Below are 25,603 nucleotides of genomic sequence, written 5' to 3'. Positions count from 1 at the left end.
CTCAGCGCCGCCCGGGGACGGGCAGCCCGAGGTGGTCCCGCAGGGTGGGGCCGGTGTAGTCGGTGCGGAACACCCCGCGCTCCTGGAGCAGCGGCACCACCCGGTCGACGAACTCGTCCAAGCCGCCCGGGGTGAGGTGCGGGACGAGGATGAAGCCGTCGGCCGCGTCGTTCTGCACGAAGTGGTCGATCCGCGCGGCGACGGTGGCGGGCGAGCCGATGAAGGACTGCCGCCCGGTCACCTCGATCACCAGTTCGCGGCTGGTCAGCTTCTTCTCCGCGGCCACCGCCCGCCACCGTTCGGCGACGGCGACCGGGTCGGCGTGCCGCACCCGGCCCTGGACCAGGGCGCTGTCCGGGTCGGGGTCGACGGCCGGCAGCGGTCCGTCCGGGTCGTGGTCGGAGAGGTCGACGCCCCAGACCTGCTCCAGGAAGGCGATCGCGGTCTGCGGGCTCACCTGGGCCCGGCGGACCTCCCGAGCCCGCTCGGCCGCCTCGGCGTCGGTGTCGCCGAGGACGAAGGTGGCCCCGGGCATGATCTTCAGCTCGTCCGGCTTGCGCCCGTACGCGGCGAGCCGGCGCTTGACGTCGGCGTGGAAGGCCTGGCCGTCGGCGAGGGTGGAGTGCCGGGAGAAGACCACGTCGGCGGTGGCGGCGGCGAACTCGCGCCCCTCGTCGGAGTCCCCGGCCTGGATCACCACCGGGTGGCCCTGCGGCGGCCGGGGCAGCGAGAGCCGGCCCTCGACCTCGAACTGCGGCCCCGAGTGCCGGACGGGCTCCTCCCCGGCGTCCCAGAACTCCCGTGCCAGCTGGACGAATTCGGCGGCCCGGGTGTAACGGTCGGCGCGGTCCAGGTAGCCGCCGCGGCGGAAGTTCTCCCCGGTGAAGGCGTCCGAGGAGGTGACCACGTTCCAGGCCGCGCGGCCGCCGGAGAGGTGGTCCAGCGAGGCGAAGCGGCGGGCCAGTTCGTACGGCTCGTTGAAGGTCGCGTTGACGGTGGCGGCCAGGCCGAGCCGCTCGGTGACGGCGGCCAGCGCGTTCAGCACGGTGATCGACTCGGGGCGGCCGACCACGTCGAGGTCGTGGATGAGGCCCTTGGTCTCGCGCAGCCGCAGGCCCTCGGCGAGGAAGAGGAAGTCGAACCTGCCGCGCTCGGCGGTCTGCGCGAGGTGGCGGAAGGAGGAGAACTCGATGTGGCTGCCGGCCGCCGGGTCGCTCCACACCGTGGTGTTGTTGACGCCGGGGAAGTGCGCGGCGAGGTGGATCCGCTTGAGCGGTCGGTCCGTCATCGGGTCACCTCGGCGAGGGCGGGGGACGCGGTGGAGGCGTCGGCGGGACGGGCGGCGTAGCGGCTGGCCGGGCGGGCCAGGCCGAGGTGGTCGCGCAGGGTGCGGCCGGTGTACCCGGCGCGCAGCAGTCCGGCGGAGCGCAGTGCGGGGGCGATCCGGTCGGCCAGCGCGGCCAGGTCGCGCGGCGGGTCGGCGGGGGAGAGGTGGAATCCGTCGACGCCGGTGCCGGTCGCGGTGAGTTCGGCGAGCAGCCGTTCGTCGGCGGCCCGGTCGGGCAGGGCGGACACGGCGGTGCCGAGCCGGGCGAGGATGCGCAGGCCCTCGCCGGCCCGCAGCCGCAGTTCGGTGGCGGCGCCCAACCGGGTGGCGCGGTCGGGGGCGTCGAGCAGCACCACGTCGGCGTGCCGGATCGCGGCGGCGACCCGGGCGCGGCCGCCCGGGGAGGCGTCCGGCGCGAGGTCGGCGGCGTCGACCGGCACCGCGACCACCGGGCGGCCCTGCGGCGGGCGCGGGGTGATGGACGGGCCGCGGACCGAGAACCGCGGGCCCGCGAAGTCGATGTGGTGCAGCTTGCCGCGGTCGACGAACCGGCCGGTGGCGGTGTCGCGGATCTCCGCGTCGTCCTCCCAGCTGTCCCAGAGCCGGGCGGCCACCTCGACGGCGTCGGCGGCCTCGGCCCACAGCTCGTCCCCGGTGGCGACCGGCCGGCGGCCGAAGGCCCGCGCCTCGGCCTCGGTCGTGGAGACGCCGACCAGCCAGCCGGCCCGGCCCTCGCTCGCCCAGTCCAGGGTGTTGACCGAGATCGAGGTGTGGAAGGGCTCGGTGTGGGTGGTGGTGACGGTCGGCACCAGCCCCACCCGGTCGGTCAGCGGGGCGATCCGGGCGAGGGCGGCGAGCGCGTCGGGACGGCTCGGCGCGGCGGCGAAGGAGTCGTCGAGGGTGACGAAGTCCAGGGTGGCCCGCTCGGCGAGGCGGGCGAGGTAGGCGTAGTGCCCGGCGTCGAAGCGGCCGGGGCTGTCGAGGGCGGCGGACAGGTGCAACTGGCGGGGCATGGTGAGCCTGACTTCCTCGTGCGGACGCGTGCGGGCACCGGCGCGGCCGTGCGGGGACACGGGGGCGCGGGTGCGCGCGGGACGCGCCGGAGCGCGGTGGCGGCCCGCGGGCGGAGCCCGTACGGGCGGGGAGGGGAAGGACCGGCGCCGGGCGGGACGTCAGCCGGGCGGCGGTGGGGGAACGGTCAGCTCAGCCGCGACATGCCGCGGACCACACGCGACCGAAGTCGATGTGGCTGCGGGTGACCAGCGGGCACGAGGCGTTCACCGCTTCAGTTGACCAGGGCGTCCGTCGGTTCGTCAACCGCCGTTCCCACGCGTGGCACGGGCCCGGGGTACGCCGAAGGCCCCGCGCCGCCGCTGGGGGAGCGGCGGGGCGGGGCCTTCGGAGCGAGGTCTTCGAGGCGGGCGGTGACGCGGGCGTCAGGCCTTGGTGACGTCCTCGATCTCGTCGTCGTCCTCGCGACCGGGGGTCTTGAGGTTGAACTTGGTGATCGCGAAGCGGAACAGGAAGTAGTAGACCGCGGCGAAGACCAGGCCGAGCGGGATGATCATCCACGGGTCGGTGGCCTTGTTCCAGGCCAGCGCGTAGTCGATCAGGCCGCCGGAGAAGGTGAAGCCGTCGTGCACGCCGAGCGCCCAGGTGACGGTCATCGAGACGGCGGTGAGCAGCGCGTGGATGACGTACAGGACCGGGGCGATGAAGACGAAGGCGAACTCGATCGGCTCGGTGACACCGGTGACGAAGGAGGTCAGGGCCAGCGACACCATCATGCCGGTGACGGCCTTGCGGCGGTGCGGCTTGGCGGCGTGGGCGATGGCCAGCGCGGCGGCGGGCAGCGCGAACATCATGATCGGGTAGAAGCCCGACATGAACTGCCCGGCGGTCGGGTCGCCCGCGAAGAAGCGGGTCAGGTCGCCGTGCACGACGGTGCCGTCGGGCTTGGTGAAGTCGCCGGTCTGGAACCAGGCGAAGGAGTTCACGAACTGGTGCATGCCGACCGGCAGCAGACCGCGGTTGACCAGGCCGAACGCACCCGCGCCGAACGCGCCGGCGCCGATCAGGGAGTCGTTCAGGCTCTTGACGGCGTCACCGATCGGGCCCCAGGCCAGACCGAAGAAGACGCCGACGCCGGTGCCGACGAAGGCCATCATGATCGGGACCAGGCGGCGGCCGTTGAAGAAGCCGAGCCAGTCGACCAGCTTGGTGCGGTGGTACTTCTGCCACAGCACCGCGGCCAGCAGGCCGATCACGATGCCGCCGAGCACGCCCGGGTCCTGGTAGACGGGCTTGACCCACTTGGTGCCGTCGACGTGGCCCTCGGAGACCGGGAACGCGGTGAGGACGTTCTTGTAGACCAGGAAGCCGACCAGCGCGGCCAGGGCGGTGGAGCCGTCCGCCTTCTTGGCGAAGCCGATCGCGATGCCCACCGCGAAGAGCAGCGGCAGGTTGGCGAAGACGCCGTCACCGGCGGTGGCGAAGACCGAGGCGACCTTGTTCCAGCCGAGGCCGTCCTTGCCGAACACGTCGTCCTGGCCGAGACGCATCAGCAGACCGGCGGCGGGGAGCACCGCGATGGGCAGCTGGAGGCTGCGGCCGATCTTCTGCAGACCCTGGAGGAGGTTCTGGCCGAACTTCTTGGCGGGGCTTGGCGAAGCCGGAGCCGTGGCGGGCGCCGGTGCCTGCGCAGACTGACTCATGGGGGTGGGTTCCTAACGGCATGGCGGTCGGTCGGGGGGAGGCACAGGGGGCCAACCGCGAACTGGTCTACACCACACGTGGTGTAGACCAGTTTTGTAGCACGGGTGGAGAAGTCGAGGAACCCCGGAAAGCGCTGTCACCGGGAAGCGCTATGAAATCGAAACCTACTTACCGAATGGCGATCATGGTAGTCGGCCGCGATTGGGACTTTGGCCGATTGCGCAACAAAATCGATTTTGGCTAATCGCGCAACAAAAGCACACGGTGCCCTGCCAGCGGCGTTGGGCGCGTCGGACCGGGGCGGCCGGGCTTTCCGAAATGCCGAAGGCCCCCGGACCGGGGCGGGTCCGGGGGCCAATGCGGGGATAACGCCGGGGCGGCCCGGTTTCAGGCCTTGGTGACGTCCTCGACCTCGGCCTCGTCCTCCCGGCCGGGTGTTTTCAGGTTGAATTTGACGATGATGAACCGGAAGAGCGCGTAGTACACGGCGGCGAAGCCGAGGCCGATCGGGATGATCAGCCACGGCTTGGTGGCGAGCCCCCAGTTGATGACGTAGTCGATCAGGCCGGCCGAGAAGCTGAACCCGTCGTGCACCCCGAGCCCCCAGGTCACCGCCATCGAGGCGCCGGTCAGCAGCGCGTGCACGGCGTACAGGGCCGGGGCGATGTAGGCGAAGGAGTACTCGATCGGCTCGGTGACGCCCGTGACGAAGGAGGTCAGGCCGACCGAGAGCATCAGGCCGTAGATCTCCTTGCGGCGGTGCGGCTTCGCCGAGTGCGCGATCGCCAGCGCGGCGGCCGGCAGCGCGAACATCATGATCGGGAAGAAACCGGACTGGAACTGGCCGGCCGTCGGGTCGCCGGCCAGGAAGCGCGGGATGTCGCCGTGCACGATCGTGCCGTCCGGCTTGACGAACTCACCGAACTGGAACCAGACGAAGGTGTTCAGCAGCTGGTGCATGCCGATCAGCAGCAGCGCGCGGTTGAAGACGCCGAAGATGCCGGCGCCGCCCGCGCCGAGGTCGGAGAGGTTCTGCGAGAAGTCGTTCAGCCCGCGCCCGATCGGCGGCCAGACCCAGAGCGCCAGCACGGCGACGACCAGGCCCACCAGGGCGGTGATCATCGGCACCAGGCGGCGGCCGTTGAAGAAGCCGAGCCAGTCCACCAGCCGGGTGCGGTGGAACCGGACCCACAGCCAGGCCGACAGCAGGCCGATCAGGATGCCGCCCAGCACGCCCGGGTTCTGGTACGTCGCGGCCGCCGCCTTCGCCGACGAGTAGCTCACGCACTGGCCGGTCCAGGCGTCCGGCACCAGGGCCGTCCCCGCCGGGCAGCTCTCCGGGAAGGCGTGCAGGACCTTGTAGTAGACCAGGAAGCCGACCACGGCGGCCAGCGCCGTCGAGCCGTCGGCCTTCTTGGCCATGCCGATCGCGACGCCGATGCAGAACAGCAGCGGCAGGCCGAAGGAGGAGTCGAGCAGCGCCCCGCCCGCGGAGGCGAAGACCTTGGCGACGTCGTTCCAGCCGAGGCCGTCCTTGCCGAACACGTCCGGCTGGCCGAGGCGGTTGAGGATGCCTGCGGCGGGGAGCACCGCGACCGGCAGCTGCAGGGAACGGCCCATCTTCTGGAGGCCGCCGTAGAAGGTGTGCCACCTCGTGGTCCGCGGGGCCGCGGCGCCTGCCGAACTCATCCTTCGCCCTCCGAGAGCAGTTGCCGGCCGGAGGCCCCTGCGGGACCCTCGGGCAGGGCTCGGGAACACCCGGGGCCGTTCCTGCGTTCCTCGGAGTACACATATATTGGTGTAGACCACTTGGACGCAGGCCCCACTCCGGAGGCGCGAGCCCCGCTGATCGTCATCCTCGGACGACGATCGGGAGCCTGCCCGCCGGAATGGGCCGAAAGTGGACTAACGTGGCGGACCGGACCGGCGCGGGTGATGCTGGTCGCGCTGTTCGCCGGCCCGACCGCAGCCGAACCCGCGTCAGCCACCGGCACGGACCTCACCGCCAGACGGTCGAGGGACACCCCAGCACCAGCGCAGGACGGCACCCGGCAGAGCCGCCGAAGGGCCGAGACAGAGGGAGAAACCAGATGGCCAGCAAGGCTGAGAAGATCGTCGCCGGTCTGGGCGGCATCGAGAACATCGAAGAGGTCGAGGGCTGCATCACCCGCCTGCGCACCGAGGTCAAGGACGCCAGCCTGGTCGACGAGGCCGCCCTCAAGGCCGCCGGCGCCCACGGCGTCGTGAAGATGGGCACCGCGATCCAGGTCGTCATCGGCACCGACGCCGACCCGATCGCCGCCGACATCGAGGACATGATGTGAGCTGAGCCACCAGGGCTCAGGCCGCCCGGCCCGCCGACCCGCTCAGGGGGACGGCGGGCCGCGGCGCATCCGGAGCCGGGCGCTGTGACATCGGGAGCAGGGAGCGGGGAACCGGCGGCCGGGAGCGGGCCCGCGGCGCGGCACCGACGCTTCGGGAAGCGGACCCCGGACCGACTACGCTCAGTGCCTATGTCACGCATCGACGGCCGCACCCCCGAACAGCTCCGCCCGATCACCATCGAACGGGGCTGGAGCAAGCACGCCGAAGGCTCCGTCCTCATCTCCTACGGCGACACCAAGGTGCTGTGCACCGCCAGCGTCACCGAGGGCGTGCCCCGCTGGCGCAAGGGCAGCGGCGAGGGCTGGGTCACCGCCGAGTACTCCATGCTCCCGCGCGCCACCAACACCCGCGGCGACCGCGAAGCCGTCAAGGGCCGCATCGGCGGCCGCACCCACGAGATCAGCCGGCTCATCGGCCGCTCGCTGCGCGCCGTGGTCGACCACCGCGCGCTCGCCGAGAACACCATCGTCCTCGACTGCGACGTCCTCCAGGCCGACGGCGGCACCCGCACCGCCGCCATCACCGGCGCCTACGTCGCCCTGGTCGACGCCGTCGCCTGGGCCCGCGACAAGAAGCTGCTGCGCGCCAAGGGCCAGCCGATCACCGGCGGCGTCAGCGCCGTCAGCGTCGGCATCATCGACGGCGTCCCGATGCTCGACCTCCAGTACGAGGAGGACGTGCGCGCCGAGACCGACATGAACATCGTCTGCACCTCCGACGGCCGCTTCGTCGAGGTCCAGGGCACCGCCGAGGGCGCCCCGTTCGACCGCGACCTGCTCGACCGGCTGCTCGACCTCGGCAGCCTCGGCTGCGCGGAGCTGGACGAGATCCAGCGCAAGGCCCTGCAGGGTTGAACCGGGGACGGGCTGTACCGGGGTGGATTGAACCGGGGACGGGCTGTGCCGGGGCAGGCTGTACCGGCGCGGGTTGAACCCGCGCGGGCCCCGCAGCCGTGGACCGGAGCAGACGCACGGTCAGCCCACCCGCGCGGACGGCCGTTCGGCCGCGGCACGGACACCCGTGCCGGCCACGGACGAACGGCCCGCCGAACGGTCGGCCTGCTGTACAGGCCGGGCCCGGAGACCGTACGGTTCCCGCAGCACTCCCGCTGCGGGAACCGCGCACCCCCCGGCGCGCGTCCCACCCCACGGAACCCGCGCCCCCCAGGAGGATCGGATGCCGTCGAGCATCGCCCGCCCCGCCGCCCTCGCCGTGGCCGGACTCATCGCGATCCTTCCGCTCAGCATGGTGAGCTGCTCCGCCGCCCAGAAGGCGCTCGACTGCGGCAACACCGCGGTGAAGATCACCGGCGACCTCGCCGACGTCACCAAGGCCTACGACAACGCGAGCAACGACTCGGCCGCCGCCGGCCGGGCCCTGCAGAAGCTCAAGAACGACCTCGACCAGGTCGGGAAGAACTCCAAGAACACCGACGTCGCCAAGGCCGTGACCGACCTGCAGAAGCAGGTCGAGAACGTGCAGCGGGCCGCGGACCGGAACGAGGTCCCGGACCTCAAGCCGCTCGGCGACGCGGCCGGCAACCTCACCTCGGTCTGCACCGGCTGACCGTTCCCGGACTCTCGGTAGGGTGGGCGATATGTCCACCCGCCTGATCCTCGCCACCCGCAACCAGCACAAGGTCACCGAGCTCCGCGCCATCCTGGCGGACGCCGGCCTGGACGTCGAACTCGTCGGCGCCGACGCCTACCCGGAGATCCCGGACGTCCCCGAGACCGGTGTCACCTTCGCCGAGAACGCCCTGCTCAAGGCGCACGCCCTGGCCCGCGCCACCGGCCTGCCCGCCGTCGCCGACGACTCCGGCCTCTGCGTGGACGTGCTGAACGGCGCGCCCGGCATCTTCTCCGCCCGCTGGTCCGGCAGGCACGGCGACGACCGCGCCAACCTCGACCTGCTGCTCGCCCAGCTCTCCGACATCGCCGAACCGCACCGCGGCGCCCACTTCTTCTGCGCCGCCGCCCTCGCCCTCCCCGACGGCACCGAGCGCGTCGTCGAGGGCCGCCTCCTCGGCACGCTGCGCACCGCCCCGGCCGGCGACGGCGGCTTCGGCTACGACCCGATCCTCCAGCCCCTCGGCGAGACCCGCACCTGCGCCGAGCTCACCGCCGACGAGAAGAACGCCATCAGCCACCGCGGCCAGGCGTTCAGGGCCCTCGCCCCGGTGGTCAAGGCCCTCCTGAGCTGACGCCCCGCCGGAACGCCGAAGGCCCGCCCCGGGATCACTCGGGGCGGGCCTTCGATTCTTAGGCTAGTGCGGCCTGAGGGACTCGAACCCTCACGGGATTTCTCCCACGGGCACCTAAAACCCGCGCGGCTGCCTGTTACGCCAAGGCCGCATGGGCTTCAGTCTAGGGCTTTGGCCGAGGCGGGGACAGCGCGATTCAACGCGGCGGCACGGACGCCTTCTTCCTCCTGCAGGAGGTCGGAGTGACGGAGTGGCAGTCGGGCAGAGCCGCCCGAAAGTGTCCGGACGATTGTCCGACCGGTCGCCGTTGATGTGGTCGACTTCCAAGGTCATCGGCTGTCCGCGCCCACTGGGGGTCGGTGCCGCAGTCCTCGCGCTGCTCGGGTCGGCCGAGCTCTGCCGGCGCGCTGCGGATTCGCGAGCCAGAAAGGTCTGTTGGCAGTCCGAGGCGCGCCGTGGGGGCCGGTGAGATCCCCTTCCCTCGGAAGGCCAACGAAGGGCGTTTCGATCGGTTGCGGCTGGTGGATGTTTGGCTGTTGATTACCAATTGGTACAGACCTATTGACCTATGTGGTTCAGACCACATAGCTTCTGCGCCAATCGCAATCCCCCACGTGCGTGCTCCCCCACAGGCACGTGCCGACACTCTCTCCTGGAGGACCGAGTGTTGATCCGAAACACGGCGGAGCGGCGTCCCACCGCCGCGCACCGCCGGAAGAGCCCGGCGGCGCGGGCCGGTGTGGCCTCGCTGGCCGCGGCCTCGTTGGCCGGGCTGCTGATGGCGACGCTGGGTGCGGCGCCCTCGCAGGCGTCGGCGGCGGTCGACAACGCGGCCTGCCGGCCGGACGGGCTGTACCAGACGGCCGGGGTGGACGTCCCGTACTGCTCCGTCTACGACACCGGCGGGCGCGAGAAGATGGGCGCGGACCACCAGCGCCGCATCATCGGCTACTTCACCGGCTGGCGCACCGGCAAGAACGGCGACGCGCCGTACCTGGTGAGCGACGTCCCCTGGGACAAGGTCACCCACCTCAACTACGCCTTCGGCCACGTCGGCGGCGACAACAAGCTCTCGGTCGGCACCGACGGTCCGACCAACGAGGCCACCGGGATCTCCTTCCCCGGCGTCCCCGGTGCCGAGTTGGACCCGAGCCTGCCGTACAAGGGCCACTTCAACCTGCTGACGAAGTACAAGAAGCAGTACCCGAACGTCAAGACCCTGATCTCGGTGGGCGGTTGGACCGAGACCGGCGGCTACTTCGGGGACGACGGCAAGCGCGTCAACTCCGGCGGCTTCTACTCGATGACCGTCAACGCGGACGGCAGCGTCAACCAGGCCGGCATCGACACCTTCGCCGCCTCCTCGGTCGACTTCATCCGCAAGTACGGCTTCAACGGCGTCGACATCGACTACGAGTACCCGACCTCGATGAAGGACGCCGGCAACCCGCTGGACTGGCAGCTCGCCAACGGCAAGCGCGGTTCGCTGGCCAAGGGCTACGCGGCGCTGATGAAGACCCTGCGCGAGAGCCTGGACAAGGCCGGCGCCGCCGACGGCAAGCACTACCTGCTGTCGGTCGCGGCCCCGTCCTCCGGCTACCTGCTGCGCGGCATGGAGACCTTCCAGGTGGCCAAGTACCTGGACTACGTCAACATCATGTCGTACGACCTGCACGGCGCCTGGAACAAGTACGTCGGCCCGAACGCCTCGCTGTTCGACGACGGAAAGGACGGCGAGCTGGCCGCCGCCAACGTCTACGGCACCGCGCAGTACGGCGGCATCGGCTACCTGAACGCCGACTGGTCGTACCACTACTTCCGCGGCTCGATGCCCGGCGGCCGGATCAACGTCGGCCTGCCGTACTACACCCGGGGCTTCAAGAACGTCCAGGGCGGCACCAACGGCCTCTGGGGCACCGCCCCGGCGACCACCTGTCCGGCGGGCTCCGGCCTGACGGCCTGCGGTGACGGCGCGGTCGGCATCGACAACATCTGGAACGACAAGGACGACGCGGGCAAGGAGTCCCCGGCCGGGTCGAACCCGATGTGGCACGCCAAGAACCTGGAGAAGGGCATCCTGCCCGACTACCTGGCCAAGTACGGCGTCTCCGACACCGCGCTGCAGGGCACCTACACCCGCAACTACAGCTCCGCCCTGGTGGCGCCGTGGCTGTGGAACGACACCAAGAAGGTGTTCCTCTCCACCGAGGACGAGCAGTCGGTGGGCGCCAAGGCGGACTACATCGTCAACCAGGGCGCCGGCGGCGCGATGATCTGGGAGCTCGCGGGCGACTACCGGTGGGACGCCACCGCCAACGGCGGCAAGGGCCAGTACGTGCCCGGCAACACGCTGACCACGCTGATGTACGACAAGTTCAAGTCGGCGAGCCCGTACGGCGCGATCCGCTCGACGACCACGCTGCCGCAGCAGACCCTGCCGGTCGACGTGTCGTTCACCAACTTCGCGCTGGGCGACTCGAACTATCCGATCAACCCGAAGCTGCACATCGTCAACAACTCGACGCTGACCCTGCCGGGCGGCACCGAGTTCCAGTTCGACTACGGCAACTCGGCCCCGGGCAACGCCAAGGACCAGTCCGGCTTCGGCCTCCAGGTCATCAAGCAGGACAACCCGGGCCCGGGCAACGTGGGCGGTCTGAAGGGCAACTACAACCGGGTGTCGGTGAAGCTGCCGGGCTGGCAGTCGCTGGCGCCGGGGGCCTCGATCGACATGGACTTCGTCTACTACCTGCCGGTGTCCACGCCGTCGAACTGGACGGTCAACGTGGGCGGCACGCTGTACGGGATCAAGGGCGACCTGACCCGCGGTGCGGTGGACGGCGGCACGCCGACCCCGACCCCGTCGCAGACGGCCACCCCGACGCCGACCCCCACGGGCACGGCCACGCCGACCCCAACCGCGACGCCGACCGCGACCCCGACCTCGGGCGCCTGCACGGCGGCCCCGAGCTGGGACGCGGGCACCACCTACGCGACCCCCACCAAGGTCTCGTGGAAGGGCCACTACTACCAGAACAAGTGGTGGACCAAGGGCGACGACCCCGCGACCAGCGGTGCGTGGGGCGTCTGGAGCGACCTCGGGGCCTGCTGATCAGCTGATCGGCCCGGCCCGTCGAGGTGACGGACGGCGGTGGCGGTGCACCCGGTCGGGGGGTGTGCCGCCACCGCTTCTTCGCTTCCCCGGCACGCGGGCCCCGGCGGGCTCAGGGCGCCGAAGGGCTCAGGCCCCGACCTTGAGGTCGCGCAGCAGCTTGGCGACGTGGCCGGTGGCCCGCACGTTGTAGAAGGCGTGCTCGACCTTGCCCTGCTCGTCCACGACGATCGTGGAGCGGATCACGCCGAGGTAGGTGCGGCCGTAGTTCTGCTTCTCGCCGAAGGCGCCGTACGCCTCCAGCGCGGTCTTGTCCGGGTCGGACAGCAGGGTGACCTTGAGGTTCTCGGCCTCGCGGAACTTGCCGAGCTTCTCCGGCTTGTCCGGGGAGATGCCGATGACGTCGTAGCCGGCGTCCGCGAGGACCTCCAGGTTGTCGGTGAAGTCGCAGGCCTGCTTGGTGCAGCCGGGGGTCAGCGCGGCGGGGTAGAAGTAGACGATGACCTTGCGGCCGGCGTGGTCGGCGAGGGAGACCTGGTTGCCGTCGGCGTCGGACAGGCTGAAGGCGGGCGCGGTGTCGCCGGGCTGGAGGCGCTCAGTCACGGTCGTACTCTCCTGGAGGCTGGGACGGACGGTCGTACCACGGCAAACTTACCTCCGATGGTGGGTGGGGCCGCGCGACCGTGTGCGGCAGCTGACACACTGGGTCAGTCACACCGATCGCACGGATCGGCGGAACGACATCGGCGAGTGAATGGGGTGGCCCGAGTGGGCGAGGCGAGGACGCAGGACAAGTCGGCGCGGACGACCGCCCAGATCGAGGCGGACATCGAGCGGACGCGTGACCGGCTGGCGGGGACCCTCGACGAGCTGGCCGTCCGTGTCCACCCGAGCACCGTCTCCGCCCAGGTGAAGGCGAAGGCGGTGGCCGCGGTCGAGGAGAAGACCGCCCGGGCGTACGTGGCCGCCAGCGGCATGGTGGAGAAGGTCAAGGCGCAGTTCGTGGACGAGCAGGGGCAGCCGCGCCGCGAGCGGGTCGTGCCGGCCGCGCTGGTCGGCGTGGGCCTGGTGCTGCTGATCGCCTCGGCCCGCAAGCGCCGCAAGGGCTGAGCGCGACGGGACGGCGGGGCCGGGCGGCATCGGGCGCCCGGCCTTCCGCATGCCGGGGCAGCGTCACGCGCCGCGCCCGGGGGAGGTACCTTCGGGACCGTGAGTACCAACGACGAACCGATCCGTTCCGACGACGCGCAGGAGCCCGCCCGCCACGACCGGCTCGGCGAGAAGCTGCCGATCCGGATGCTGCACGACCGCGTGCTGGTGCGCACCGAGGGCAGTGAGGGCGAGCGCCGCTCGACCGGCGGCATCCTGATCCCGGCCACGGCGGAGCTGTCCAAGCGCTGCACCTGGGCGGAGGCCGTCGCGGTGGGCCAGAGCGTGCGCTCGGTGGAGCCCGGCGACCGGGTGCTGTACGACCCGGAGGACAAGCTGGAGGTCGAGGTCCGCGGCGCCACCTACGTGCTGCTGCGCGAGCGCGACCTGCACGCCGTCGCGGCGACCCGCTTCGGCGACACGGAGGGCTCGACCGGGCTCTACCTGTGACGGCCTGACACCTGCCCCCCACGGTGCCCCCGACCCGCGTCGGGGGCACCGTGCTTCCGCCGTGCGTTCCCGTCGGCCTTCCGCGGGCCTTCCGCCGCGCGTCCGCCGGCTTTCCGCCGGGGTGCCCGTCGTGGGCCGGAGGGGTTGTCGGTGGTGCGCGCTAGGGTCCCGGCATGAGTGTGCCGGTGATCGTTGATGCGGAGCGTCGGGCCCGGTTGGGGCGGCGGCAGTTGCTGGCGCCGTCGGTGCGGGCGGCGCGGGTGGAGGACGTGGCCGACGCGGTGGTCGGGCTGCACGCGACGGACGCGGCGACGGTGTACCTGTCGGCCTGTGCGCGGCTGGCGGAGCCCTCGGCCGCGGAGGTGGACCGGGCGCTGTACGAGGACGTCTCGCTGGTGAAGCTGCTGTCGATGCGGCGGACGATCTTCGCGGTGACGGAGGACTTCGCCCCGTACGTGAGCTCGGCGGCGGCGCGGGCGATCGCGGCGAAGGAGCGGGCGACGCTGCTGAAGCACCTGCGGGACCACGCCGAGGGCTGGGACGAGGCCCGGTTGGCGGAGACGGAGCGCGAGGTGCTGGCCGCGCTGGCCGGGCGCGGCCAGGCGACGACCGGGGAACTGGCCGAGGACGTGCCGCAGTTGCGCGAGACGATGCTGATGTCGGCGGGCAAGGCGTACGAGGCGCGGCAGAGCGTGGGCAGTCGGCTGTTGCGGCTGCTGGCCTCGGACGGGCACGTGCGCCGGTGCCGTCCGCGCGGTTCGTGGCTGAGCAGCAGCTACCCGTGGGCGCCGGTGCCGCAGTGGCCGGAGGTGCCGGTGCGGGAGGCGAAGGCCGAGGTGGTGCGGCGCTGGCTGGCGGCGTACGGGCCGGCGACGGTCGAGGACGTGAAGTGGTGGACGGGCTGGACGCTGGGGGACGTCCGCAGGGCGCTGGCGGACCTCGGGGTGCTGGACGTGGCGCTGGCCGGCGGGGTGCCCGCGGTGGTGCTGCCGGGGGACGAGGGGCCGGCGGCGGAGCCGGTGCCGTGGGCGGCGCTGCTGCCCGCGCTGGACCCGGCGGTGATGGGCTGGCGCGGGCGGGACTGGTACCTGCGGCCGGAGGACGTGCCGGCGCTGTTCGACCGGGCGGGCAACGCCGGGCCGACGGTGTGGTGGTGCGGCGAGGTGGTGGGCGGCTGGGCGCAGCGTGCCGACGGCGAGGTGGTGTGGCGGTTGTTCCGTGGCGTCGGCGCGGAGGCGGAGCGGGCCGTGGCGGCGGAGGCGGAGCGGTTGGCGGGCTGGCTGGGGGACGTGCGGGTGACGCCGCGGTTCCGTACCTCGTTGGAGAAGGAGCTGAGGGGCTAGGGCGTGTCTGACAATGCGCGTCGGATCAGGGCGCGGCGTTGGGGTGCGTGCATCGCAAGGCGGAGGAGGGAGCCACTGCGGAGCATTGGCGACCGACGACAACGCGGCGAGGTGCGTGCCCCGGCGTCGCGAACCCGGCGGGAATTGTCAGACACGCCCTATAGGAAGCAGCGGGTTCTAGGGCGCCGCGCCGGGCGGTGTCGCCAGGTTGGTGGCGGGGCCGCCGGTGGCGCTGGGCAGGGCGGTGGGCCTGGTGGGCTGCGACTGGGTGGGTATCGGGGCCGGGGTGGGCTGTTCCGGGTCCGCCGTGGGCCTGGGGGCCTGCGGGCTGGGGGTGGTGCCGGTGGTGGCGGTGGGCCGGGGGGTGGTGGCGGGGGTGCTGGGGGCGTGGCCGGGGGGTGTGCCGGGGGCCGGGTCGGCGCTGGCGGGTCCGCCGCCGGTCGGGGTGGTGGTGGCGCTGGGGGTGGTCCCGGCGGCGGCGGTGGCCGTGGGCCAGGGGGTGGCGTCGGGGGTGCCGCGTCCGGTCCGGAGGTCGAAGTCCTGGGTGGGGGTGCCGTCGAGGGCGGCGGCCGTGTAGGCGGTCCAGATCCGGGTGGGGAAGGCGCCGCCGTTGATCCGGGTGAGCCCGGCGGTGCCGGCCAGCGGTTCCTTGGCGTGGGTCTTCGGGTTCTCGCGGAACAGGCCGACGGTGGTGGCGAGTTCGGGGGTGTAGCCGGCGAACCAGGCGGAGAGGTTGGAGTCGGTGGTGCCGGTCTTGCCGGCGGCCGGGCGGCCGAGGTCGAGGGCGGCGGCGCCGGTGCCGCGCGGGCTGATGACGTCGCGCAGCACGTCGGTGACGGAGTCGGCGATCTCCCGGTCGAGTGCCTCGGTGGGGTTGTGTTCGGGCATCTTGGGGACGTCGACGGAGCCGCCGGGGTTGACGCGTTCGAGTTCGAGGACGGACCAGGGGGTGTGTGCCCGGCCGTGGTCGGCGAGGGCGGCGTAGGCGCCGGCCAGGTCGAGGGCGCTGGGGGTGGCGGTGCCGAGGGTCATCGAGGTGTTGGCCGGGTCCATGCCGCGGACGTCGTCGGGGATGCCCAGTCTGACGGCGGTCTCGCGGACGCGGGCGAGTCCGGCGTCCACGCCCTCCTGGGCGTAGACGGAGTTGACGGATTTCACCATGGCGTAGCGCAGGGTGATGTCGCCGTAGTCGATGTCGTCCTCGTTGGGCGGGGCGTACGGGGTGGGGCCGCCGGTGACGGGGCGTTCGCTGGTGCCGTCGTAGCGGGATTCGGTGGTGATCGGGCGGCCGTCGGGGGCGTGTTGGGCGACGAGGCCGGCGGCGAGGTCGATCGGTTTGAAGGTGGAGCCGATCTGGTTGTCCTGGCGCAGGGCGTCGTTGTAGGGCTGTTTGGCGTAGTCGGGGCCGCCGTAGACGGCGACGACCCGGCCGGTGGCGGGTTCGACGGAGGCGCCGGCGACCCGGACGTCGGTGTCGGTGTCGGGGCGGGCCCTGGGGTCGAGTTCGCCGGTGAGCTGTTCCTGGACGGCCTTGACGAAGGCGTCCTGCCGGGGTTTGTCGAAGGTGGTGGTGATGCGCCAGCCGCCGGCCTTGAGGGTGGCGGCGTCGAGGGTGCCGGAGGAGACGAGGTAGTCGTCGGCGACGCCGACCAGGTAGCCGGCCTGGCCGGCGAGGCCGGTGGCGGGCTGGGGGTCGACGGGTTCGGGGAAGGCGGTGGCGGCGCGGTCGGCGGGGGTGACGAAGCCGAGTTGGACCATGCCGTCGAGGGCGTAGTTCCAGCGGGCGACGGCCTTCTCACGGTTGGCGGGGGTGGCGGTCCTGACGTCGTAGCGGCTGGGGGCCTGGAGCAGGGAGGCGAGGTAGGCGCCCTGGCCGAGGGTGAGCCGGGAGACGTCGACGCCGTAGTAGGCGTGGGCGGCGCTCTGGATGCCGTAGGCGCCGCGGCCGAAGTAGCTGCTGTTGAGGTAGCCGGCGAGGATCTCGCGCTTGTCGCGCTGCTGGTCGACCTTGAGGGCGATGAGCAGTTCGCGGCCCTTGCGCTCGATGGTGCGGTCCTGGGTGAGGTAGTAGTTCTTGACGTACTGCTGGGTGATGGTGGAGCCGCCCTGCATGCCCTTGCCGGTCAGGGTGTTCCAGCCGGCCCGGAGCATGCCCTTCAGGTCGATGCCGCGGTTCTGGTAGAAGGTGCGGTCCTCGGCGGAGACGACGGCCTGCTGGGTCTGGAGCGGGATCTGGTCGATGGTGACGTCGGTGCGGTTGACGGCGCCGGTGCGGGCGATCTCGGTGGTGCCGTCGGCGTAGAGGTAGATGTTGTTCTGGGCGACGGCGTGGGCGTTGGGGTCGGGCACCGGGACGATGACGTAGAGCACGGCGAAGCCGCCGACGGCGAGCAGGAGCAGTGCGGTGAGGGTGCCGAGGGTGACCCGCCAGGTGGGCAGGAGCCGGCGCCAGAGCGGGAGGGCGCGACGGGCCTCGCGGCGGGCGGCCCGTTTGGCCTGGCGGCGGGTGCTCAAGGTCATGCCGGGATTATCTGCTATTTGACGCCGGATCAGGCTGGAAAAACCGGGTGCGAGTGGTGTGGGCCGGAGGTACGGTGAAAGGTGAAAACCGCATAGCGCACCCACTTCAGCAGCTCCGCCCGCCAGGCCCGGCACCCCCCGGGTACGGCCGGTCGGGGCCGCTGGGGCGTGCGCGCCGGGTGCCCGCGGGCATCCGTCTGCCCGCATTTGTCGACAAGGAGACAATATGCTGAACACCGTCCCCGCCGGAGCGCGTCCCCCTGAACCCCCGGCGGCCCAGGCCGCCTCCCCCGGGCGCCACGCCCTCCTCCGGTTCCACGCCTCCCTCGGGCTCTACGCCGCCGTCGCCCGCGGCGCCTTCCGCCGCCACTCGACCTACCGGGCCGCCACCCTCGCCGGTGTCTTCACCAACACCGTCTTCGGCTGCATCCTCGCCTACACCTTCGTCGCGCTCTGGCAGGCCCGCCCCGGCCTCGGCGGCTACGACGTGAGCCAGGCCGTCACCTTCATCTGGGTCTGCCAGGGCCTGATGCCCACCACCGCGATCTTCGGCGGCGGATTCGAGGACGACCTCCAGACGCGGTTCCGCAACGGGGACATCGCCGTCGACCTGTACCGGCCGGTGGACTTCCTGGGCTGGTGGCTGGCGAGCGACCTCGGCCGGGCCGGCTACCACCTGCTGGTCCGCGGCGGTGCGCCGCTGCTGATCGGCTCGCTGCTCTTCCACTTCAGGCTGCCCGAGCGGCCGCTGACCTGGCTGGTCTTCCTGCTCTCCGCGCTGCTCGCCGAGCTGGTCAGCTTCGGGCTGCGGTTCCTGGTCGCGCTCACCGGCTTCTGGCTGCACGACTCCGAGGGGGTGCGCTCGGTGACGCTGGTGGTGACGATGTTCCTCTCCGGCATGCTGCTGCCGCTCACGCTCTTCCCCGGCGGGCTCGCCGACCTCGCCCGGGTACTCCCGTGGGCGACGCTGGCGCAGGTGCCCGCCGACCTGTTCCTGGAGCACACGACCGGCGCCGCCGTGCTCGGGCCGCTCGGCCTCCAACTCGGCTGGGCCGCCGTGCTGCTGGCCGCCGGGCGCGGCGTGCAGGCGCTCGCGACCCGCAAGGTGGTGGTCCAGGGTGGCTGAGACCGGCTCCGACGCCCGTAGCCTCGGCTCCGACGCCCCTGCCGCGGGCTTCGACGCCGGCTTCGACCTCCCGGCCGACCGGCTCCTCGCCCGTACCCGCTGGGCCGTGCGCTCCTGGTGGCTGTGCGCCGCCATGTGGACCCGCTCGATCATGTCCTACCGGGCCTCGTTCGCGATGATGCTCACCGCCAACGCGGTGATCACCTTCCTCGACTTCGCCGTGATCATCCTGATGTTCCGGCACACCGCCACGCTCGGTGGCTGGACCCTGCCCGAACTCGGCTTCCTCTACGGCACCTCCGGCTTCGCGCTCGGCATGGCCAACCTGCTGGTCGGCAGCAGCGACGCGCTCGGCGAGCGGATCCGGACCGGCACCCTGGACGTGATGCTGATCCGGCCCGCGCCGGCCCTCGCCCAGGTCTGCGCCGAGCGCTTCTCGCTGCGCCGGATCGGCCGTCCGGTCCAGTCGGGGGCGGTGCTGGCCTGGTCGCTCGCCGTCCTGGACGTGGCCTGGACCTGGGACCGGGTGCTGCTGGTGGCCGTCCTGCTGCTCAGCGGCACGACCATCTTCTGCGCGGTCTGGATCGGCTTCGCCTGCCTGCAGTTCTGGTGGGGCGAGGCCGAGGAGCTCCAGAACTCCTTCACCTATGGCGGCGGCGTCATGCTGCAGTACCCGCCGACCGTCTTCGCCAAGGAACTGGTCGCCGGGGTGGTCTTCGGCGTCCCGCTGGCCTTCGTCAACTGGCTGCCCGCCCTGTACGTCCTCGGCCGGCCCGACCCGCTCGGCCTGCCCACCGCCTTCCAGTTCGCCTCCCCGGCCGTCGCCGCGCTCTGCGTCCTCGCCGCCGGGCTCGCCTGGCGGGCCGGGCTGCGCGCCTACCGCGGCACCGGCAGCTGAACCCCCACCCCTGAAGGAGCGACCATGGCACTGATCGAACTCCACGACGTCCGCCGCAGTTTCACCGTACGGACCCGCACCGGCCGGTTCGGCCGGGCCAGGCGCGAGGTCCGGGCGGTGGACGGGCTCGACTTCACCGTCGAGGCCGGCGAGTGCGTCGGCTACATCGGGCCCAACGGGTCCGGCAAGTCCACCACCGTCAAGATGCTCACCGGCATCCTGGTCCCCAGCTCCGGGCGGCTGCGGGTGGCCGGCGTCGACCCGGCCCGCGAACGCGTCGCGCTGGCCCGCCGGATCGGGGTCGTCTTCGGCCAGCGCACCACCCTCTGGTGGGACCTGCCGCTGCGCGACTCCTTCGAACTCGCCCGCCGGATCTACCGCGTCCCCGACGCCCGGTTCCGCGAGAACCTCGACCGCTGCGTCGAACTGCTCGACCTCGGCGGCCTGCTGGACACCCCGGTGCGCCAGCTCTCGCTCGGCCAGCGGATGCGCGGCGACCTCGCGGCGGCGCTGCTGCACGACCCCCGGGTGCTCTACCTGGACGAGCCGACCATCGGCCTGGACGTGGTCAGCAAGGGCCGGGTGCGCGAGTTCCTGCGCGAGGTCAACCGGGACCGGGGCACCACGGTGCTGCTCACCACCCACGACCTGACCGACATCGAGCAGCTCTGCGGCCGGGTGATGGTGATCGACCACGGCCGGGTGGTGTACGACGGCGGGCTGGAGGGCCTGCACGCCACCGGCCGCAGCGAGCGGACGCTGGTGGTGGACCTCGCACAGGAGCTCGCGCACCCGGTCGAGGTGCCCGGGGCGCGGGTCACCAGGGTCGAGGGGCCGCGCCAGTGGCTGGCCTTCCCGGCCCAGGAGAGCGCCGCGCCGATCGTGGCGGCGGTCGCCGCGCGCTACCCGCTGGTGGACCTGTCGGTGCGCGAGCCGGCCATCGAGGACGTGATCGCCCGGATGTACGCGGAGGCCGCGATCGGCTGACGGGACGGCCGGGGCTCGCCTCCGGACTCCCGGCCACCGCGCGTACGTGCGGTGGCCGGGAGTGTGTTCCGTTCCCGTCGCCCGTGCGGATGATCATCGTGACCCCGGACCCCCGGCACGAGTTGACCCGGCAACACTCGCCGATGCCGGAACCGGAGGCCCTCCGTCCGATGGCCGTTCCCGACGTGACCGCGGTGGTCGCGGTCCACGACACCGCGCCCTACCTCACCGCCTGCCTGGACTCACTGGTCGGGCAGTCCCTGGCGCCGGGGCGGCTGGAGGTGGTGGCCGTGGACGACGGCTCCGCGGACGGCGGCGGGGAGCTGCTGGACGGGTACGCCGCCCGCCACCCCGGGCTGTTCACGGTGGTGCGCCGGCCCCGCTCGGGCGGCCCGGCGGGCCCCGCCAACCGCGGCCTGGAGCTGGCCCGCGGCCGCTACGTGCTGTTCCTCGATGCCGACGACCGGCTCGGCGAGGAGGCACTGGAGCGGCTGGTCGCGGCCGCCGACGCCTGGGGCTCGGACGTCGTGGTGCCCAAGCAGGCTGGGGTGGACGGGCGGCCGGTGCCGCCGGGGGCCTTCCACACCGACGCCGCGTCCGTGGGCTTCGCCGACTCCGCGCTGGCCTGGGCGCTGGGCGGCACCAAGCTGTTCCGGCGCGACCTCCTGCGGCACCACGGGCTGCGCCGTGACGAGCGGTTGAAGGCCTTCTCGGAGCAACTGTTCACCCTGGAGCCGTGCCTGCGGGCGGCCCGGGTGTCCGTCCTCGCCTCCTACGACTGCTGCTTCCCGGGGCCGCGCGGGGCCGGGGGCGACGCCACCGGGCGGGCCGGGGTGCTGGACCGGCTGCGCGGGATCGCCGCGCTCCAGCAGGTGGGCGCCGACCTGGCCGGGCCGGGCGCGGAGCTGGACGCCATCCGGGTGCGCGGCTTCGGCCGGGACGTGCCGCGGCTGCTGCAGGACGGCTTCCTGCTGCTGGCCGCGGACGTCCAGGAGCGGGTGTGCGTCGAGGTCACCCGGCTGGTCGAGCGGTTCGGCGCCCGCGAGGTGTACCACCGGCTGCCGGTCGCCGACCGGGTGCGGCTCGAACTCGCCTGCACCGTACGGCCCCAGGCGCTGCGCAACCAGATCCGCTTCGAGGCGGCGCACGGCGATCCGCCGGTGGTGGCGGACGGGCGGCGGCGGTACGCGGGCTACCCGGCGTTCCGGGACGACCGGCTCTGCCTGCCGGACGAGCTGTTCCTGCTGCAGGAGGAAGCGGCCGAGGGGGCGGTCGAGAAGTCGGCCGAGAAGTCGGTCAACGGGTCGGCCGGGGAGTGGGTCGGGGCGGCGGTCGGGGAGGACGCCCCGCCGCTCGACCTCGCGCGCCGGCTGTGGCGCGGGCTCGTCCCGGCGCAGGTGCGGCGCGGGCTGCGGCGCCACCCGGCGTGGCGCCGGCCGGCCGACTCGGTGAACGGAGGACGGGGATGAGCCAGGACGTCTGCGTGGTCGGGCTGGGCCGGCTGGGCCTGCCGCTGGCGGTGCAGTTCGCGCTGAAGGGCCACCGGGTGACCGGCGCGGACATCGCGCCCGGCGTGGTGGACGGCGTCAACCGGGGCGTGCCGCCGTTCCCCCGGGAGGCGGGCCTGGACCAGGCGCTCAAGCGGGTCGTCGCCGAGGGCCGGCTGCGGGCCACCACCGACACCACGGCCGCGGCGGCCGGGGCCGAGGTCGTGGTGCTGGTCGTCCCGCTGGTCACCGCCGCCGACGGCACCCCGGACTTCGCCCCGCTCGACGCGGCCACCGACGCCGTCGCGGCCGGGCTGCGCCGGGGCGCCCTGGTCAGCTACGAGACCACCCTGCCGGTCGGCACCACCCGGGAGCGCTGGGCGCCCCGGCTGGCGGCCGGGTCGGGGCTCGCGGCCGGGACGGACTTCGCGCTGGTGTTCAGCCCGGAACGGGTCCGCATCGGACGGGTCCTCGCCGACCTGCGGCGCTACCCCAAGCTGGTCGGCGGCCTGGACGCGTCCTCCACCCGGCGCGGCGGCGAGTTCTACCGGGCGGTGCTGGACTTCGACCCGCGCCCGGACCTGCCCCGGCCCAACGGCGTCTGGGAGCTGGCCTCGGTGGAGGCGGCCGAGTTCAGCAAGCTCGCGGAGACCACGTACCGGGACGTCAACATCGCGCTGGCCAACCAGTTCGCCCGGTACGCGGACGAGGTCGGGGTGGACTTCGCGGAGGTCGTCGACGCCTGCAACTCCCAGCCGTACAGCCACCTGCACCGGCCGGGCATCGCGGTCGGCGGGCGCTGCATCCCGGTCTACCCGCGGCTGTACCTGTGGAACGACCCGGGCGCGACGGTGGTCCGGGCGGCGCGCGAGGCCAACCTGGCGGTGCCGGAGTACGCGGTGGGCATGCTCGCGGGGGCGGTGCCGGGCGGGATCGCCGGGCAGGGCGTGCTGGTGCTCGGCGCCTCCTACCGGGGCGGGGTCAAGGAGACGGCGTACTCCGGGGTGTTCCCGCTGGTCGAGGCGGTGCGCTCGGCGGGCGCGCGGCCGTACGTCAGCGATCCGCTGTACGAGGCGGAGGAGTTGGCGGCGCTGGGGCTGCCGCCGCACGTCGGGGAGCCGGTGGTGGCGGCGGTGCTGCAGGCGGACCACCCGGAGTACCGGGACTTGACGCCGGTGGACCTGCCGGGGGTGCGGGTGCTGCTGGACGGGCGGCGGTGCACGGACCCGAAGCGCTGGGCGGGCACGGACGTGCGGCGGATGGTGCTGGGCGGGGGGTGAGTCCCCGTCCGGTGCCGGGCCTGAACCCCCGTCGGTCCGGTGCGCGGTGCCTGCCCGGGGCGCGTGATCGCGAGGCGCGCCCCCGTCCGCGCCGGGCACCGGGCAGACTGGCGGGGTGAGTGACGATGCCTTCAGCGGGACCGGCCCCGGAGTCCGGTTCACCGCGGCCGACGAGGAGAAGAGACGCGGCGTCCGCCGGATGAAGACCATCGCGACCGGCCTGCTGGCCTTCGCGACCCTGGTCTTCGCCCTGGCCACCTGGGCAGAGGCGGCCGGCGCCGGACCCTGGGCGGGGTACGTGGCGGCCGCCGCCGAGGCGGGCATGGTCGGCGCGCTGGCCGACTGGTTCGCGGTGACCGCGCTGTTCCGCAGGCCGTTCGGCCTGCCGATCCCGCACACCGCGATCATCCCGACCAAGAAGGACGCCTTCGGCCGTTCGCTCGGCGACTTCGTCGGCGAGAACTTCCTCTCCGGGCACGTGGTGCGCGGCCGCCTGGCGGCGCTCGGCATCGGCCGCCGGCTGGGGGAGTGGCTGGCCGCGCCGGGCAGCGCCGAGCGGGTCACCAAGGAGGCCTCGGCGGCGCTGCGCGGCCTGCTCGCGGTGCTCCGCGACGACGACGTGCGGGCGGTGGTCGCCGAGGCGGTGACCAGGCGGGCCGCCGCCACCTCGGTGGCCGAGCCGATGGGCCGGATGCTCGGCAAGGTGGTCGCCGACGGCGGGCACCACGGAGTGGTGGACCTGGTCGCGGTCCGGGCTCACGGCTGGCTGACCGCCAACCACGAGGAGGTGGTCCAGAAGGTCACCCAGAAGACTCCGGGCTGGACGCCCCGGTTCATCGACCACCAGGTTGGCGAGCGGGTCTACAAGGAGCTGCTGCGCTTCGTCACCGACATCCGGGACGACCCCGACCACCCGGCCCGCGGCGCGGTCGACAAGTTCCTCGCCGACTTCGCGACCGAGCTGCAGACCGACCCGGAGACCATCGCCCGGGTCGAGCGGGCCAAGGGCGAGCTGCTGACTCGCCCCGAGGTGCAGGACCTGATCAATTCCACCTGGGCGGCCGTGCGCACCCTGGTGATGGGCGCCGCCGAGGACGAGGACAGCGAACTGCGCCGGCGCATCCGCGACGGCGTGCGCCGCTTCGGCGAGCGCCTGGCCACCGACTCCAAGCTCCAGGCCAAGGCGGACGGCTGGCTCCAGGACGCCGCCCAGTACCTGGTCGACACCTACCGCACCGAGATCACCTCGCTGATCTCCGAGACGGTGGCGGGCTGGGACGCCGACGACGCCTCCCGCAAGATCGAGGCCAACGTCGGCCGCGACCTCCAGTTCATCCGGATCAACGGCACCGTGGTCGGCGCCCTGGCCGGGCTGCTGATCCACACCGTGGCGGTCGCGCTCGGGGGGTGATCGCCCGGCGGCGGTCGCGATCGGGATGATCACCCGTTGGCGGTTCCGGGCACGGCCTATCCTTGGCGGCACTGTCGTCGGTGCGCGTGACGCGTGACGTCGCGCGTGAAGAAACGTGAAGAAGGAAGAAGGGAACGACCGTGGTCCAGCCGGACGGAAGTCGGATCGGGAACCCCACAGAGCGGAGCATCGAGGCGTTCATCGCCGGGATGCCCAAGGCGGAGCTGCACGTCCACCACGTCGGCTCGGCCTCGCCGCGCGTCGTCGCCGAGCTGGCCGCGCGCCACGCCGGCAACTCCAAGGTGCCGACCGACCCGGCGGCGCTCGCCGAGTACTTCACCTTCACCGACTTCGCGCACTTCGTCGAGGTCTACCTGAGCGTCGTGGACCTGGTCCGGGACGCCGAGGACGTCCGCGCGCTCACCTACGGCGTGGCCGAGGACATGGCCCGGCAGAACATCCGGTACGCCGAGCTGACCATCACCCCGTACTCCTCGGTCCGCCGGGGCATCCCCGAGGTCGCCTTCATGGAGGCGATCGAGGACGCCCGGCTGCGCGCCGAGAAGGAACTCGGCGTGGTGCTGCGCTGGTGCTTCGACATCCCGGGCGAGGCGGGGCTGGAGTCGGCCGAGGTGACCGCCCGGCTGGCCACCGAGCGGGCCCCCGAGGGCCTGGTCAGCTTCGGCCTGGGCGGCCCGGAGATCGGCGTGCCGCGCCCCCAGTTCAAGCCGTACTTCGACCGGGCCCGGGCGGCCGGCCTGCGCAGCGTCCCGCACGCGGGCGAGACCACCGGGCCGGAGACGGTCTGGGACGCGATCCGGGTGCTCGGCGCCGAGCGCATCGGGCACGGCACCCAGGCGGTGAAGGACCCCGCGCTGATCGACCACCTGGGCGAGCACCGGATCCCGCTGGAGGTCTGCCCGACCTCCAACATCGCGACCCGGGCCGTGGAGCGGATCGAGGACCACCCGATCAAGCGGATGGTGGACGCCGGGCTGCTGGTGACGGTCAACAGCGACGACCCGCCGATGTTCGGCACCGACCTCAACACCGAGTACGCGGTGGCGGCGCGGCTGCTGGACCTGGACGAGGCCGGGGTGGCGGGGCTGGCCCGCAACGCCGTCGAGGCCTCCTTCCTGGACCGGGCGGGCAAGACCCGGCTGGCCGGGGAGATCGACGCCTACCTGGCGGGCTGGCTGCAGCCGTAGCC

General features: G+C 72.8%; 21 protein-coding genes and 1 tRNA gene. 15 read left to right on the top strand and 7 right to left on the bottom strand.

What is annotated here, in order from left to right:
- Position 1: 1 nt before the first annotated feature.
- From ACZ5GH_RS13780 to ACZ5GH_RS13765, 4 genes are all read right to left on the bottom strand, one after another.
- Entirely contained in the window at positions 2 to 1,288 is a 1,287-nt protein-coding gene (locus ACZ5GH_RS13780) for an LLM class flavin-dependent oxidoreductase (RefSeq protein WP_387756917.1), read from the bottom strand.
- The gene (locus ACZ5GH_RS13775) at positions 1,285 to 2,340 is read right to left on the bottom strand and encodes an LLM class flavin-dependent oxidoreductase (protein WP_387756918.1); all 1,056 of its coding nucleotides are present in this window, start codon (positions 2,338 to 2,340) and stop codon (positions 1,285 to 1,287) included. Before ACZ5GH_RS13775 ends, ACZ5GH_RS13780 begins: the two co-directional genes overlap by 4 nt.
- A gap of 423 nt (positions 2,341 to 2,763) precedes the next feature.
- On the bottom strand, positions 2,764 to 4,041 hold the full coding sequence (locus tag ACZ5GH_RS13770; protein ID WP_387756919.1) for a PTS transporter subunit EIIC: 1,278 nt from the start codon (positions 4,039 to 4,041) through the stop codon (positions 2,764 to 2,766).
- A gap of 388 nt (positions 4,042 to 4,429) precedes the next feature.
- Entirely contained in the window at positions 4,430 to 5,731 is a 1,302-nt protein-coding gene (locus tag ACZ5GH_RS13765; RefSeq protein WP_387756920.1) for a PTS transporter subunit EIIC, read from the bottom strand.
- A gap of 401 nt (positions 5,732 to 6,132) precedes the next feature.
- On the opposite strand from ACZ5GH_RS13765, the gene ACZ5GH_RS13760 reads away from it, so the two are divergent.
- From ACZ5GH_RS13760 to rdgB, 4 genes are all read left to right on the top strand, one after another.
- Positions 6,133 to 6,366: a glucose PTS transporter subunit EIIB gene (locus ACZ5GH_RS13760; RefSeq protein ID WP_238862766.1), complete on the top strand. Its 234-nt coding sequence runs from the start codon at positions 6,133 to 6,135 to the stop codon at positions 6,364 to 6,366.
- 189 nt (positions 6,367 to 6,555) lie between these two features.
- Positions 6,556 to 7,281, top strand: a complete 726-nt coding sequence (gene rph, locus ACZ5GH_RS13755) for a ribonuclease PH (RefSeq protein WP_387756921.1) — start codon at positions 6,556 to 6,558, stop codon at positions 7,279 to 7,281.
- 322 nt (positions 7,282 to 7,603) lie between these two features.
- Positions 7,604 to 7,993: a hypothetical protein gene (locus ACZ5GH_RS13750; RefSeq protein ID WP_387756922.1), complete on the top strand. Its 390-nt coding sequence runs from the start codon at positions 7,604 to 7,606 to the stop codon at positions 7,991 to 7,993.
- A 31-nt stretch (positions 7,994 to 8,024) separates the two neighbouring features.
- Positions 8,025 to 8,630, top strand: coding sequence for an RdgB/HAM1 family non-canonical purine NTP pyrophosphatase (gene rdgB / locus ACZ5GH_RS13745; RefSeq protein ID WP_387756923.1), 606 nt, complete (start codon positions 8,025 to 8,027; stop codon positions 8,628 to 8,630).
- Positions 8,631 to 8,697: 67 nt separating this feature from the next.
- Here rdgB and ACZ5GH_RS13740 read toward each other — a convergent pair.
- A tRNA-Leu gene (locus tag ACZ5GH_RS13740) sits at positions 8,698 to 8,781 on the bottom strand.
- A 627-nt stretch (positions 8,782 to 9,408) separates the two neighbouring features.
- Here ACZ5GH_RS13740 and ACZ5GH_RS13735 point away from each other — a divergent pair.
- Positions 9,409 to 11,742, top strand: a complete 2,334-nt coding sequence (locus tag ACZ5GH_RS13735) for a chitinase C-terminal domain-containing protein (RefSeq protein ID WP_464336826.1) — start codon at positions 9,409 to 9,411, stop codon at positions 11,740 to 11,742.
- 129 nt (positions 11,743 to 11,871) lie between these two features.
- On the opposite strand, the gene bcp is transcribed toward ACZ5GH_RS13735, so the two are convergent.
- Positions 11,872 to 12,345: a thioredoxin-dependent thiol peroxidase gene (bcp, locus tag ACZ5GH_RS13730; protein ID WP_387756924.1), complete on the bottom strand. Its 474-nt coding sequence runs from the start codon at positions 12,343 to 12,345 to the stop codon at positions 11,872 to 11,874.
- 165 nt (positions 12,346 to 12,510) lie between these two features.
- On the opposite strand from bcp, the gene ACZ5GH_RS13725 reads away from it, so the two are divergent.
- The 3 genes from ACZ5GH_RS13725 (at position 12,511) to ACZ5GH_RS13715 (ending at position 14,684) form a co-directional block, all read left to right on the top strand.
- Complete coding sequence (locus ACZ5GH_RS13725) at positions 12,511 to 12,852, top strand: DUF3618 domain-containing protein (protein ID WP_387756925.1); 342 nt, start codon at positions 12,511 to 12,513, stop codon at positions 12,850 to 12,852.
- Positions 12,853 to 13,038: 186 nt separating this feature from the next.
- On the top strand, positions 13,039 to 13,341 hold the full coding sequence (locus ACZ5GH_RS13720) for a GroES family chaperonin (protein WP_196952357.1): 303 nt from the start codon (positions 13,039 to 13,041) through the stop codon (positions 13,339 to 13,341).
- Positions 13,342 to 13,514: 173 nt separating this feature from the next.
- Positions 13,515 to 14,684 carry a winged helix DNA-binding domain-containing protein gene (locus tag ACZ5GH_RS13715; protein WP_464334398.1) on the top strand — a complete coding sequence of 390 codons (1,170 nt, stop codon included), beginning with the start codon at positions 13,515 to 13,517 and terminating at the stop codon, positions 14,682 to 14,684.
- A 177-nt stretch (positions 14,685 to 14,861) separates the two neighbouring features.
- Here the strand turns inward: ACZ5GH_RS13715 and ACZ5GH_RS13710 are convergent, their stop codons facing one another.
- Complete coding sequence (locus tag ACZ5GH_RS13710; protein WP_464334397.1) at positions 14,862 to 17,204, bottom strand: transglycosylase domain-containing protein; 2,343 nt, start codon at positions 17,202 to 17,204, stop codon at positions 14,862 to 14,864.
- A 226-nt stretch (positions 17,205 to 17,430) separates the two neighbouring features.
- Here ACZ5GH_RS13710 and ACZ5GH_RS13705 point away from each other — a divergent pair, with 226 nt between their 5' ends.
- From ACZ5GH_RS13705 to ACZ5GH_RS13675, 7 genes are all read left to right on the top strand, one after another.
- Complete coding sequence (locus ACZ5GH_RS13705) at positions 17,431 to 18,330, top strand: ABC transporter permease (protein ID WP_464334396.1); 900 nt, start codon at positions 17,431 to 17,433, stop codon at positions 18,328 to 18,330.
- A 133-nt stretch (positions 18,331 to 18,463) separates the two neighbouring features.
- Positions 18,464 to 19,228: an ABC transporter permease gene (locus tag ACZ5GH_RS13700; RefSeq protein ID WP_464336825.1), complete on the top strand. Its 765-nt coding sequence runs from the start codon at positions 18,464 to 18,466 to the stop codon at positions 19,226 to 19,228.
- 24 nt (positions 19,229 to 19,252) lie between these two features.
- Positions 19,253 to 20,215 (top strand): ABC transporter ATP-binding protein, encoded by a 963-nt coding sequence (locus ACZ5GH_RS13695; RefSeq protein ID WP_464334395.1) that lies wholly within the window; start codon positions 19,253 to 19,255, stop codon positions 20,213 to 20,215.
- A 170-nt stretch (positions 20,216 to 20,385) separates the two neighbouring features.
- The gene (locus ACZ5GH_RS13690; protein ID WP_464334394.1) at positions 20,386 to 21,684 is read left to right on the top strand and encodes a glycosyltransferase family 2 protein; all 1,299 of its coding nucleotides are present in this window, start codon (positions 20,386 to 20,388) and stop codon (positions 21,682 to 21,684) included.
- A complete protein-coding gene (locus ACZ5GH_RS13685) occupies positions 21,681 to 22,982 on the top strand; it encodes a nucleotide sugar dehydrogenase (RefSeq protein WP_464334393.1) in 1,302 nt (433 codons plus the stop codon). Before ACZ5GH_RS13690 ends, ACZ5GH_RS13685 begins: the two co-directional genes overlap by 4 nt.
- A 115-nt stretch (positions 22,983 to 23,097) precedes the next feature.
- Positions 23,098 to 24,393 carry a DUF445 domain-containing protein gene (locus tag ACZ5GH_RS13680; protein WP_464334392.1) on the top strand — a complete coding sequence of 432 codons (1,296 nt, stop codon included), beginning with the start codon at positions 23,098 to 23,100 and terminating at the stop codon, positions 24,391 to 24,393.
- 140 nt (positions 24,394 to 24,533) lie between these two features.
- A complete protein-coding gene (locus ACZ5GH_RS13675) occupies positions 24,534 to 25,601 on the top strand; it encodes an adenosine deaminase (protein WP_387756934.1) in 1,068 nt (355 codons plus the stop codon).
- Positions 25,602 to 25,603: the final 2 nt, after the last annotated feature.

It is taken from the genome of Kitasatospora sp. Xyl93, assembly GCF_055383135.1.
Note: the sequence above shows the minus strand (reverse complement) of the source record. Positions and strands in the feature narration are given on the sequence as shown.